Below are 12,007 nucleotides of genomic sequence, written 5' to 3' on the forward strand. Positions count from 1 at the left end.
AATGGGTGGCAAAGGATTTTGAGTTAGCCTCAAATCCCTTCGCCGGGATTATCCGGATCAGGTTCGACGGGTCTCTCTCAGCCGCGCACGACGCACAGCACCCCGTTGAGAACGGCACATTGTAATGATTACGTGAATAAATCAAAAGCCCTACGGTTCCGGCGGTGCAAACCAGGCGGATTTAAAGTCAAACCAGCCCAGCGTATTCATCCGTACGCCGCGCATACTGCGCTGCCCCTGGAGCATCAGCCAGTGATGAATCAGCGGCACCACCGACTGATTAGCGAGCAACTGCTGGCACCAGTCGGCCTGTTGCAGGTTGCCCGCGCGCCAGCGCCGCGCGTCCTGCTCCCAGTCAATGGGGATACAATGGCGAATCATTGGCACTTCATACAGATAGGCGAACAGTGAAAAATCGAGCGGCAGCGTAAAGTTGGCGCTGTTAAGCCAGATATCGCTGACCACCTCGCCGCGGTGCCATTCGTCGTAGTCCACTTCCTGAATGTTGAGCTTGACCTGATGCTCCGCCAGCAGCGTTTCCATAATCTGGCCGATGGTCCGGTGCTCGACGTGATCCCGATAATAGGTGAGGGTGACGGACTCCAGCCCGGCCGGTTTCTCGCAGGCGCGGCTGCGCGCATGGTGCCAGCGCGGCAGCAGGCCGTAGGCGGGAAACCAGTGGCTCTGATGCTGCTCGCCCGCGCGGTAGAGCAGGTTGTTGGGATGAAACAGGTGGCTCAGCCACTGGCGTACCGTTGGGTTACGGCCCAATGTGCTCCGCGCATCGAACAGCAGGTAATAGCAGCCTTCTTCCAGCCGGCTTTCGACGGCTTTTTCACTTTCGGTAGAGCCTTCAAGCGTCAGGCCGCCGTTTGGCGCTTCGCTGATTTCTGGCAGCACCCACACGTTAACCTCGTCAATCAACGCCCGGAAACCGAAATAGTCATCAAAGGCGAGGATCTTCAGTTGGTTAAGGTTATTGCGCGCGACCGAATAGGGCCCTGTTCCTACCGGCATCCGCGAGAAATTAGGCAGCGTTTGCCATTCGCGCGGCAGAATCATCGCCGACACCTGGCTCAGCAGCCACGGCAACCAGCGGTCAGGCTCGGCCAGATGCACGTCCAGCACCCAGGCGGTAGGAGAGTGGATCTGCGTGATGTTGGAGAACAGCGGCAGCGTCATGCTGCGTTCCAGTGAGGCAATAACGTCTTCCATCTCCAGTTCGCGCCCATGATGGAAATGGATGCCGGGACGCAAATAAAAACGCCAGTGTAAGGGGGAAATTTCCTGCCAATGGTGAGCAATATCGGCTTCCAGTTCCCCATTTGCCTCATTTACCCGCGTTAAGGCGTTGAAAATCTGCCGGGCAATGTGGGTTTCCGAGCGGCGAAGCGCGGTGCCAGGCAGCAGGTTGTGCATTGGGCGATAGTAGAGCACCCGCAGAATGTGCCGACCCTGACGGAAGCTGCGCCCCAGATGCGAGACCAGCATCTGGCGTACCGCCGCTTTATCGCCGACCAGTTGCACCAGTTGATCGATGCGATCCTGCTCCAGCAGATCCTCCGCGCGCTGCTGCTGAAGCGCCAGCCCGGTATAGAGGAACGTGAGTCTGGAACGCTTGCCGCGCCCGGCTTCCGCTTCCCAGGTGAGCCAGCCCCGAGCCTCCATGGTGTTGAGTAATGTCCGCATATGACGACGTGAACAGCTCAGTAGCGCCGCCAGATCGTTAAGCGTCGTCTCCTGCGATTTTCCCTCGCAGCACTGCCATAAACGGATGAACTGCTGCTGTAAGCGACCTGAAGGCATAAAAGGGGAACTCCTGGTAAAAACTCAGCAATTTATTAATCCCTATATTAGGCCAATAATGGATTTCGATGAAGCGAGGAGGTGTGTATGAAGAGGTCTACCATCCATCAGTTTTACCAGCGTTATTTCGCAGCGACCAAAAATGTTTCCTGGCTGGCCCGCCAGGCAACGGCACAGCGGCTTGAAGTGCTGAACTCTCTGATGCAATGGGAAGTTACGAAATCGGCCTCTGAGCATTAATTCGCCAAATCATGTGTGACTGAGTATTTGCCAGCAGGTATCATCTGCTGGCTTTTTTTTATTCTTTCGCGTGCTTAAAGGATTTCACATGCTCTGGTTAATGACGATGGGACGACGTCTCAACGGTGTGTACGCCGCTTTTATGCTGGTGGCATTTATGATGGGCGTGGCGGGGGCGCTACAGGCGCCGACGCTGAGCCTGTTTCTCAGCCGTGAAGTGGGCGTCCAGCCGTTCTGGGTCGGCCTGTTTTACACCGTTAACGCGATCGCCGGGATTGCGGTCAGCCTGGCGCTGGCCAGGCGATCCGACAGCCGGGGCGACCGACGCAAGCTGATCATGTTTTGCTGCCTGATGGCGGTAGGTAACGCGCTGCTGTTTGCCTTCAACCGCCACTACCTGACGCTGATTACCTGCGGCGTGATGCTGGCATCCATCGCCAACGCCGCGATGCCGCAGCTGTTTGCGCTCGCCCGTGAGTACGCCGACAGCTCGGCGCGCGAGGTGGTGATGTTTAGCTCGGTGATGCGTGCCCAGCTGTCGCTGGCGTGGGTGATTGGCCCGCCGCTGGCGTTTATGCTGGCGCTGAACTACGGCTTTACCACCATGTTCGCCATCGCGGCGGGGATCTTTATCCTGAGCCTGACGCTAATTGCGCTAACGTTACCCTCGGTGGCGCGAGTCGAGCAGCCTGCTGACGCGGTGCAGAATCAGATTAGCGGCTGGAAAGACAGCAACGTACGGATGCTGTTTATCGCTTCCACGCTGATGTGGACCTGTAACACGATGTATATCATCGATATGCCGTTGTGGATCAGCAGCGATCTCGGCCTGCCGGATAGCCTGGCGGGGATTCTGATGGGCACCGCCGCGGGTCTGGAGATTCCGGCGATGATCGTTGCGGGCTACTACGTGAAGCACTTCGGTAAGCGTCGGATGATGGTCACTGCAGTGGCCGCCGGGGTGCTGTTCTACGTTGGGCTTATCTTCTTCCACAGCCATACCGCGCTGCTGATATTACAGCTGTTTAACGCCGTGTTTATCGGCATTGTCGCCGGGATTGGCATGCTGTGGTTCCAGGACCTGATGCCGGGACGCGCCGGGGCGGCGACCACATTGTTTACCAACAGCATTTCGACCGGGGTGATCCTGGCCGGGATCATTCAGGGCGCGCTGGCGCAAAACTTTGGCCACTTCTCGGTGTACTGGGTGATTGCGGGGATTTCGGTGGTAACGCTGGCGATGACGGCGCGGGTTAAGGACGTGTAACACGCGCTGGGGCTTTTCCGACGTCACTGCGCTTGTTTGGGCTATGTACCTGGCCAGCGCTCTTTTCTTTTTCATCTTGCACGCAAATGCAAACCTGATCACATAACGATCATTTCCCCCTTTTTAGATCTTCTTTTTTCTACTGTTACGCGTATACAGTTACGCGTAACAGTTATCAAAAAAGGAGTTTTTAATGAAAAACCTATTCGACCTGAGTGGTAAACGCGCGCTGATTACCGGCTCCGCGCAGGGGATTGGCAACCTGCTGGCCAGCGGTCTGGCGGCGCACGGCGCGGAGATTGTGATTAACGACATCACCCAGCAGCGTGCGCAGGCGGCGGCGGACAAGCTGGTAGCCGAGGGCTATCGCGCGGTTGGCTATGGTTTTGACGTGACCAATGGGGAAGAGGTGGCGCGCGCGGTCGCGCAAATCGAAAGGGAGATTGGATCAATTGATATTTTGATTAACAACGCCGGTATTCAGCGTCGTTATCCTTTCACTGAATTCCCGGAAGCGGAGTGGGATAAAGTGATTGATGTAAACCAGAAATCGGTCTTTCTGGTGTCGCAGCAGGTTTCCCGCTACATGGTGCAACGCCGCCGCGGGAAGATTATTAATATCTGCTCGATGCAGAGCGAGTTAGGCCGCAAAACCATTACTCCGTACGCGGCGTCAAAAGGCGCGGTCAAAATGTTAACCCGTGGGATGTGCGTGGAGTTGGCGGAATACAATATTCAGGTCAACGGTATTGCGCCCGGTTATTTCGCCACCGACATGACTACCGCGCTGGTTAACGATGAGGCATTCTCCGCCTGGCTGTTCCAGCGCACGCCCGCCGCCCGCTGGGGTAAACCGGAAGAGTTGATCGGCGCGGCGGTTTATCTTGCCGCGCCGGCCTCTGATTTTGTTAATGGACATCTTCTGTTTGTGGACGGCGGCATGCTGGCCGCGGTCTGATCAATAATGGGCCGCAACGCGCGGCCTGAGCGATATACACAAAATCATTCAAGTTGCATCAAGGCGGCAAGGGAATGAATCCCCAAGAGCGTACATAAGTACGTGACTGGGGTGAATGAGCGCAGCCAACGCGGAGGCAGCTTGAAGGATGAAGTGTATAAAACAATAATCCAAGGAGTGAGTATGAATATGCTCGCAAAACTGCCGGCGCGTCGCTGGTGGTATTTAATGCCGATTATTTTTATTACCTACAGCTTAGCTTATCTCGACCGCGCCAATTACGGCTTTGCCGCTGCCGCCGGTATAGAACATGATTTAGGAATTACTCAGGGAACCGCATCGTTAATTGGCGCGCTGTTCTTCCTGGGCTATTTCTTCTTCCAGGTGCCGGGCGCGATGTATGCCGTCAAGCATAGCGTGCGCAAAATGATCTTTTGCAGCCTGATCCTTTGGGGGCTCTGCGCCGCGGCGACCGGCTTTGTGAGTAACATTCCCACGCTGATGGCTATTCGCTTTATTCTTGGGATCGTTGAGGCGGCAGTGATGCCTGCGATGCTGATTTATATCAGCAACTGGTTTACCAAAACCGAACGTTCGCGCGCCAATACCTTTTTGATTCTCGGTAACCCCGTTACGGTGCTGTGGATGTCGATTGTCTCCGGCTACCTGATTGAAGCCTGGGGCTGGCGTGAAATGTTTATTTTCGAAGGCATTCCGGCGGTGATTTGGGCGTTCTGCTGGGTGATTCTGGTGCGTGATAAACCGGCGGATGCGGGTTGGTTAAGCGCGCAGGAAAAAGAGGCGTTACAGCAGGCGATGGATCGCGAGCAGCGCGACATTAAGCCGATGCGTAACTACGGTGAAGCAATGCGTTCGCGCAGCGTCATTATGCTTTGTGCAGTGCATGCGCTGTGGAGCATCGGCGTGTATGGCTTCATGATGTGGATGCCGTCGATTCTGAAAAACGCGGCGCAGATGGACATTGTGGCAGTGGGCTGGCTGGCGGCGGTGCCGTATCTGGCGGCAATCTGCCTGATGCTGACCGTCTCCTGGCTGTCCGATAAGTTTCAGAACCGTAAACTGTTTATCTGGCCGCTGTTGTTGATTGCCGCCATCGCGTTCTTCGCCTCGTGGATGCTGGGCAACCAGTCTTTCTGGCTCTCCTACGCGCTGCTGGTCGTGGCCGCCGCCTGTATGTATGCGCCTTACGGGCCGTTCTTTGCGCTGATCCCCGAACTGCTGCCGCGCAACGTCTCCGGCGTGTCGATGGGGATGATCAACAGCTTCGGCGCGCTGGGAGCATTCCTCGGCGCGTGGCTGGTGGGGTACCTCAACGGCGTGACCGGCGGGCCGGGTGTCTCCTACACCTTTATGGCAATCGCCCTGCTGGCGTCGGTGGTGCTGATGTACTGCGTTCGCGCGCAAAATGAAACTACCTCGCCGGCGGCTGAGATGGCCACGCGTTAAGGTTGAGTGAGGAGTGCAGTCACTAACCGGCTGTGATAAGGTTCTCTGCGAGCATAATGGGCTGTTGGTCGTAGAGAACCTCATGAAAAACAATCGGATGACATTACAGGATATTGCCGCGCTGGCCGGGCTGAATAAGATGACGGTCAGCCGTTATCTGCGCGACCCGAATCAGGTGTCGCAACGCAGCCGCGAATTGATTTCGAAAGTCATGGAAGAGAACAACTACATTCCCAACCGCGCCCCGGAAATTCTGCTCAACGCCCGCAGTAAAACCATTGGCGTACTGATCCCCTCGTTTCGCAACCAGATCTTTGCCGATGTGCTGGCGGGGATTGAATCCGTCACCTCGGCCTGCCAGTACCAGACGCTGATCGCCAACTACGAATATGACGCCGAGCGCGAGGAACGTGAGGTGCTGAACCTGCTCTCCTACAATATTGACGGCCTGATCCTCACGGGAAAACTGCATACCGAACGGATGGTGCAGTACGTGCGCGCCAGCGGCGTTCCGGTCGCGGAGTTGATGGATATAAGCGGACAGTATCTCGATATTCAGGTTGGCTTTGATAACGAAAAAGCGGCGTACGAAATGACGCAGGCCTTTATTGACAGCGGTAAACGCAACATTGCGTTCTTTGGTTCGATGGATGACCCCCGCGACCTTAGCCGTTACCGTGGTACCGAGAAGGCGCTGGCGGCACAGGGGCTGGAAGCTTATCACCTGGCGCCAAAAACGATTTCGTCGGTGGCGCTGGGCCGCAAGATGTTCCAGCAGGCGATGGCGGAAAAAGCGGATATTGACGCGATTTTCTGTACCAACGATGACCTTGCCGTCGGCGTGCTACTGGAGTGTCAGGCGCAGCAGTTCGACGTGCCGGGAAAAATGGCGATTGCTGGCTTCCACGGGCTGGAAATTGGCCGCGCGCGGCTGCAAAAAATTGCCAGCGTGATTACGCCGCGCTTTGAGATTGGTAAAACGGCGGCGGATATTTTGATTAAGCGCTTGAACGGGAAAGATGCGCCGGGCAGCGTCAACCTCGGTTACCAGATCTATTACGGCGATACGCTGTAGGCGGAAAGAAGAGGCTGGCCACCGTGCGGTGACCAGCGGGAGAGATTACTGCATAAACGCCGGCTGCTTGTTCTCGTAGGCCGAGATGGCGTCTTCATGCTGCAAGGTCAGGCCAATGCTGTCCAGACCGTTGAGCATGCAGTGGCGGCGGAAGTCGTCGATTTTAAAGCTGTAGGACTTATCGCCCGCTTTTACCACCTGCGCTTCCAGATCCACTTCAAATTTAATGCCCGGATTCGCCTGTACCAGCTTAAACAGCTCATCGACCTGCGCGTCACTTAACGTTACCGGCAGCAGCTGGTTGTTGAAGCTGTTGCCGTAGAAAATGTCAGCGAAGCTCGGGGCGATAACCACTTTAAAACCGTAGTCGGTCAGCGCCCACGGCGCGTGCTCACGGGATGAGCCGCAGCCGAAGTTTTCACGCGCCAGCAGAATCGACGCTCCTTTGAACTCCGGGAAGTTCAGCACGAACTCGGGGTTCGGCTGCTCGCCTTTATCGTCGAGGAAGCGCCAGTCGTTAAACAGGTGCGCGCCAAAGCCGGTGCGGGTCACTTTCTGCAAAAACTGCTTCGGGATGATGGCATCGGTATCGACGTTCGCGGCATCCAGCGGCACCACCAGTCCCGTATGTTGGGTAAATTTCTCTGCCATGATGGTTTCCTTATTTCATGCTACGAATGTCGGCGAAATGGCCGGTTACCGCGGCTGCCGCCGCCATCGCCGGGCTTACCAGGTGCGTACGACCGCCGCGGCCCTGACGGCCTTCAAAGTTACGGTTGCTGGTGGAGGCGCAGCGCTCGCCGGGATTCAGGCGGTCATTGTTCATCGCCAGGCACATTGAGCAGCCCGGCAGACGCCATTCAAAACCGGCTTCGATAAAGATCTTATCCAGACCTTCCGCTTCCGCCTGCGCTTTCACCGGGCCGGAACCCGGCACCACCAGCGCCTGCACGCCCGGCGCCACCTTACGGCCTTTGGCGATTTCCGCCGCCGCGCGCAGATCTTCAATGCGTGAGTTGGTGCAGGATCCGATAAAGACTTTATCGATCGCCACGTCGGTCAGCGGGATCCCCGGCTTCAGGCCCATGTAAGCCAATGCTTTCTCGGCGCTGGCGCGCTCGACCGGATCGTTGAATGAGGCCGGATCCGGAATGTTGTCATTCACGGAGATAACCTGGCCCGGGTTAGTCCCCCAGGTGACCTGCGGCGCAATCTCTTCCGCTTGCAGGGTGACAACGCTGTCGAAAGTGGCGCCTTCATCCGTTTGCAGGGTTTTCCAGTAGGCGACGGCATCGTCAAAATCTTTGCCTTTCGGCGCGTGCAGACGGCCTTCGACATAGTTGAAGGTGGTCTGGTCCGGCGCGACCAGGCCCGCTTTCGCGCCCAGCTCAATCGCCATGTTGCACAGGGTCATGCGGCCTTCCATGGTCAGGTCGCGAATCGCTTCACCGCAGAATTCCACCACGTGGCCGGTGCCGCCAGCGCTGCCGGTTTTACCAATAATCGCCAGCACGATGTCTTTGGCGGTGATGCCCGGCGCGGCTTTGCCTTTTACTTCAATCTTCATGGTTTTGGCGCGGCCCTGTTTCAGGGTCTGCGTTGCCAGCACGTGCTCAACCTCTGAAGTCCCGATCCCGAACGCCAGCGCGCCAAACGCGCCGTGGGTGGCAGTGTGGGAGTCGCCGCAGACAATGGTCATCCCCGGCAGGGTAACGCCCTGTTCCGGCCCCATTACGTGCACGATGCCCTGGTACGGATGGTTCAGGTCATACAGCTCGACGCCGAACTCGTTGCAGTTCTTAATCAGCTCCTGCATCTGGATACGCGCCATCTCGCCGGAGGCGTTGATGTCTTTGGTCTGCGTGGAGACGTTGTGATCCATAGTGGCGAAAGTTTTGCCCGGCTGACGCACCGGGCGGTTGTGCGCGCGCAGGCCGTCAAACGCCTGCGGCGAGGTCACTTCGTGCACCAGATGGCGGTCGATATACAGCAGCGGCGTTTCGTTCGGCGCTTCATAGACCACGTGGGCATCAAACAACTTCTCGTATAAGGTCTTCGCCATGGTTACACCCCTTCGGCAACATAGCGGGCAATGATATCGCCCATTTCATCGGTGCTGACCGCCGCGCCGCCGCGGGCTAAATCACTGGTACGTACGCCTTCCTCCAGCGCGCGATTGATGGCGCTTTCAATGGCGGTGGCCGCGTCGTTGGCGTCCAGGCTGTAGCGCAGCAGCAGCGCCAGCGACAGGATCTGCGCCACCGGGTTGGCGATGTTCTTGCCGGCGATATCCGGCGCGGAGCCGCCCGCAGGTTCATACAGGCCAAAGCCTTCTTCGTTCAGGCTGGCGGACGGCAGCATGCCCATGGAGCCGGTGATCATCGCGCACTCGTCGGAGAGGATGTCGCCGAACAGGTTAGAGCACAGCACGACGTCAAACTGCGACGGGTCTTTAATCAACTGCATGGTGGCGTTGTCGATGTACATGTGCGCCAGCTCAACGTCCGCATACTCTTTACCGATTTCGCTGACGATTTCACGCCACAGAATGGAAGACTGCAGCACGTTAGATTTATCAATCGAGGTCACTTTGTGACGACGTTTGCGCGCGGATTCAAAGGCGATGCGAGCGATACGTTCGATCTCAAAGCGGTGATACACCTCGGTATCAAATGCCTTCTCGTGCTGACCACTGCCTTCGCGACCCTTCGGCTGGCCGAAGTAAATGCCGCCGGTCAGTTCGCGCACGCACAGGATGTCGAAGCCGTTAGCGGCGATGTCGGCACGCAGCGGGCAGAACTCTTCCAGCCCCTGATACAGCTTTGCCGGGCGCAGGTTGCTGAACAGTTTGAAGTGCTTACGCAGCGGCAGCAGCGCACCACGCTCCGGCTGCTGGTTCGGCGGCAGGTTTTCCCATTTCGGACCACCTACGGAACCAAACAGAATGGCGTCGGCCTGATCGCAGCCGTCCACCGTTGCCTGCGGCAGTGGTTCGCCATGGCGGTCAATGGCGATGCCGCCGACGTCGTAGTGGCTGGTGGTAATGCGCATGTCAAAACGTTGACGTACGGCTTCCAGGACTTTCAATGCCTGTGCCATCACTTCCGGGCCAATTCCGTCACCTGGTAACACAGCAATATGATAATTCTTCGACATCACACGGTTTCCTTGTTGTTTTCTTTATTCTTGATCTTGCGTTGCAATTCTTTTTCAACTTCGGCGGCACGCCAGATATTGTTCAGTACGTGCACCATCGCCTTGGCGGAGGATTCGACGATATCCGTCGCCAGACCCACGCCGTGGAAGCGGCGACCGTTGTAGTTCACCACGATATCCACCTGGCCCAGCGCGTCTTTACCCTGGCCTTTGGCGTTCAGATCGTATTTGACCAGCTCGACGTCGTAGCCGGTGATACGGTTAATCGCCTGGTAAATGGCGTCAACCGGACCGTTACCGTTCGCCGCTTCGGCTTTAGTCTCTTCACCACAGGCCAGCTTCACCGATGCAGTGGCGATATCGCTGGAGCCGGACTGCACGCTGAAGTAGTCCAGGCGGAAATGTTCTGGCTCTTCCTGTTGCTTGTTGATGAACGCCAGCGCTTCCAGGTCGTAATCGAAGACCTGGCCTTTTTTGTCCGCCAGCTTCAGGAACGCGTCGTACAGATGGTCCATGTTGTAATCGGTATCTTTGTAACCCATCTCTTCCATGCGGTGCTTCACGGCAGCGCGGCCAGAGCGGGAGGTCAGGTTCAGCTGTACCTGGTTCAGACCGATGGATTCCGGGGTCATGATTTCGTAGTTTTCGCGGTTCTTCAGCACGCCGTCCTGGTGGATACCGGAGGAGTGGGCGAAGGCGCCGGTGCCGACGATGGCTTTGTTGGCCGGAATCGGCATATTGCAGATCTGGCTGACGGTCTGGCTGGTGCGCCAGATTTCGTTGTGGTTGATGCGGGTGTGCACATTCATGATGTCTTTGCGCACTTTGATCGCCATGATGACTTCTTCCAGCGAACAGTTGCCCGCGCGCTCGCCGATGCCGTTCATTGCGCCTTCAACCTGACGAGCACCGGCATGGACCGCGGCCAGAGAGTTACCTACCGCCATGCCCAGGTCGTCGTGGGTGTGAACGGAGATAATCGCTTTATCGATGTTTGGCACGCGTTCGTACAGACCGGTAATAATGTTGGAGAATTCAAATGGCAGGGTGTAACCGACGGTGTCTGGAATGTTGATCGTAGTGGCACCGGCATTAATCGCCGCTTCGACGACGCGCGCCAGTTGGTCAATTGGAGTACGGCCAGCATCTTCACAGGAAAACTCAACGTCGTCGGTGTAGTTACGCGCCCGTTTCACCATGTAGACCGCGCGCTCGATAACTTCGTCCAGGGTGCTGCGCAGCTTGGTGGCGATGTGCATCGGTGAGGTGGCGATAAAAGTATGAATACGGAATGCTTCAGCGACTTTTAATGACTCGGCGGCAACATCAATATCCGCCTCTACGCAGCGGGCCAGCGCGCAGACGCGGCTATTTTTAATGTTGCGGGCGATGGTCTGGACGGATTCGAAATCGCCCGGAGAAGAGACCGGAAACCCGACTTCCATCACGTCAACGCCCATACGCTCGAGGGCAAAAGCAATTTGCAGCTTCTCTTTCACGCTCAGGCTTGCCTGTAATGCCTGTTCACCATCACGTAAGGTCGTATCAAAAATAATGACTTGCTGGCTCATGGTTTAGGTCCTTGGTTAACTTGGGCGCCTTGCTACGAGCATAAAAAAACCCGCGCAGCGGCGCGGGTTTATAGTTTTACTGATGATGACTAACGCTGAACGTCGCACACCAGCCTACCGCGCACAGAAGAGGCGTTTAGTAGTAGTAGGCCGTTGAAACGAGTGGTGCGGAACATGTCATCATTCTCCAGATGAATTCGATATGCTTTTAGTGGTACTGGATATGCTTTCTGATGTCAACCCTGAATCGTGAAAAGAGGGGGCGCCGGGGAAGAATTTCAGCGAGTGGAATTAGCTAATTGTGCTGATGGATGTCTCACTTTATAGTGAATGATTCGTTATGATTATTCATGATTTTAATATTTTGTCGCATTTGCATACCAATATTCGCAACCGTTCATGGCTTTGTCACTTCTCTGTGCGGGGTCTATCATTATGATAATATTGAATTTAAATTTGTGTATACG

At 56.4% G+C, this 12,007-nt stretch carries 11 protein-coding genes and 1 riboswitch; of the genes, 5 read left to right on the forward strand and 6 right to left on the reverse strand.

Going from position 1 to position 12,007, the window contains the following annotated elements; genetic code table 11:
* Positions 1–16: 16 nt before the first annotated feature.
* Positions 17–115: riboswitch (TPP riboswitch) on the reverse strand.
* 35 nt (positions 116–150) lie between these two features.
* The gene (gene sgrR / locus NNN71_RS03895) at positions 151–1,806 is read right to left on the reverse strand and encodes an HTH-type transcriptional regulator SgrR (RefSeq protein ID WP_271457915.1); all 1,656 of its coding nucleotides are present in this window, start codon (positions 1,804–1,806) and stop codon (positions 151–153) included.
* A gap of 87 nt (positions 1,807–1,893) precedes the next feature.
* Here sgrR and sgrT point away from each other — a divergent pair, with 87 nt between their 5' ends.
* From sgrT to idnR, 5 genes are all read left to right on the forward strand, one after another.
* The gene (sgrT, locus tag NNN71_RS03900) at positions 1,894–2,046 is read left to right on the forward strand and encodes a glucose uptake inhibitor SgrT (protein ID WP_074398820.1); all 153 of its coding nucleotides are present in this window, start codon (positions 1,894–1,896) and stop codon (positions 2,044–2,046) included.
* 88 nt (positions 2,047–2,134) lie between these two features.
* Positions 2,135–3,313 (forward strand): sugar efflux transporter, encoded by a 1,179-nt coding sequence (locus NNN71_RS03905; protein ID WP_163448253.1) that lies wholly within the window; start codon positions 2,135–2,137, stop codon positions 3,311–3,313.
* Positions 3,314–3,506: 193 nt separating this feature from the next.
* Positions 3,507–4,271: a gluconate 5-dehydrogenase gene (gene idnO, locus NNN71_RS03910; RefSeq protein WP_271457916.1), complete on the forward strand. Its 765-nt coding sequence runs from the start codon at positions 3,507–3,509 to the stop codon at positions 4,269–4,271.
* Between the two features lie 183 nt (positions 4,272–4,454).
* Entirely contained in the window at positions 4,455–5,738 is a 1,284-nt protein-coding gene (locus tag NNN71_RS03915) for an MFS transporter (protein ID WP_167576795.1), read from the forward strand.
* Between the two features lie 82 nt (positions 5,739–5,820).
* Positions 5,821–6,813, forward strand: a complete 993-nt coding sequence (gene idnR / locus NNN71_RS03920; RefSeq protein WP_223803310.1) for a DNA-binding transcriptional regulator IdnR — start codon at positions 5,821–5,823, stop codon at positions 6,811–6,813.
* Between the two features lie 45 nt (positions 6,814–6,858).
* Here idnR and leuD read toward each other — a convergent pair whose 3' ends face one another.
* From leuD to leuL, 5 genes are all read right to left on the reverse strand, one after another.
* Positions 6,859–7,464 carry a 3-isopropylmalate dehydratase small subunit gene (leuD, locus tag NNN71_RS03925; protein WP_249022320.1) on the reverse strand — a complete coding sequence of 202 codons (606 nt, stop codon included), beginning with the start codon at positions 7,462–7,464 and terminating at the stop codon, positions 6,859–6,861.
* Positions 7,465–7,474: 10 nt separating this feature from the next.
* Positions 7,475–8,875: a 3-isopropylmalate dehydratase large subunit gene (gene leuC / locus NNN71_RS03930; RefSeq protein WP_163448263.1), complete on the reverse strand. Its 1,401-nt coding sequence runs from the start codon at positions 8,873–8,875 to the stop codon at positions 7,475–7,477.
* Positions 8,876–8,877: 2 nt separating this feature from the next.
* Complete coding sequence (gene leuB / locus NNN71_RS03935; RefSeq protein ID WP_163448264.1) at positions 8,878–9,969, reverse strand: 3-isopropylmalate dehydrogenase; 1,092 nt, start codon at positions 9,967–9,969, stop codon at positions 8,878–8,880.
* On the reverse strand, positions 9,969–11,540 hold the full coding sequence (gene leuA, locus NNN71_RS03940) for a 2-isopropylmalate synthase (protein ID WP_065356506.1): 1,572 nt from the start codon (positions 11,538–11,540) through the stop codon (positions 9,969–9,971). The genes leuB and leuA overlap by 1 nt, the downstream gene beginning before the upstream one ends.
* 89 nt (positions 11,541–11,629) lie before the next feature.
* Entirely contained in the window at positions 11,630–11,716 is an 87-nt protein-coding gene (gene leuL, locus NNN71_RS25220; RefSeq protein WP_100249930.1) for a leu operon leader peptide, read from the reverse strand.
* Between the last annotated feature and the right edge of the window lie 291 nt (positions 11,717–12,007).

This window comes from Kluyvera sp. Awk 3, from assembly GCF_028069715.1.
Taxonomy (GTDB): Bacteria; Pseudomonadota; Gammaproteobacteria; order Enterobacterales; family Enterobacteriaceae; genus Kluyvera; species Kluyvera georgiana_A.

What these genes read in the sequence shown, in the direction of transcription:
- sgrR (WP_271457915.1), bottom strand. Translation starts at nt 1,806, where the DNA reads ATGCCTTCAGGTCGCTTACAGCAGCAGTTCATCCGTTTATGGCAGTGC.
- sgrT (WP_074398820.1), top strand. Translation starts at nt 1,894, where the DNA reads ATGAAGAGGTCTACCATCCATCAGTTTTACCAGCGTTATTTCGCAGCG.
- NNN71_RS03905 (WP_163448253.1), top strand. Translation starts at nt 2,135, where the DNA reads ATGCTCTGGTTAATGACGATGGGACGACGTCTCAACGGTGTGTACGCC.
- idnO (WP_271457916.1), top strand. Translation starts at nt 3,507, where the DNA reads ATGAAAAACCTATTCGACCTGAGTGGTAAACGCGCGCTGATTACCGGC.
- NNN71_RS03915 (WP_167576795.1), top strand. Translation starts at nt 4,455, where the DNA reads ATGAATATGCTCGCAAAACTGCCGGCGCGTCGCTGGTGGTATTTAATG.
- idnR (WP_223803310.1), top strand. Translation starts at nt 5,821, where the DNA reads ATGAAAAACAATCGGATGACATTACAGGATATTGCCGCGCTGGCCGGG.
- leuD (WP_249022320.1), bottom strand. Translation starts at nt 7,464, where the DNA reads ATGGCAGAGAAATTTACCCAACATACGGGACTGGTGGTGCCGCTGGAT.
- leuC (WP_163448263.1), bottom strand. Translation starts at nt 8,875, where the DNA reads ATGGCGAAGACCTTATACGAGAAGTTGTTTGATGCCCACGTGGTCTAT.
- leuB (WP_163448264.1), bottom strand. Translation starts at nt 9,969, where the DNA reads ATGTCGAAGAATTATCATATTGCTGTGTTACCAGGTGACGGAATTGGC.
- leuA (WP_065356506.1), bottom strand. Translation starts at nt 11,540, where the DNA reads ATGAGCCAGCAAGTCATTATTTTTGATACGACCTTACGTGATGGTGAA.
- leuL (WP_100249930.1), bottom strand. Translation starts at nt 11,716, where the DNA reads ATGTTCCGCACCACTCGTTTCAACGGCCTACTACTACTAAACGCCTCT.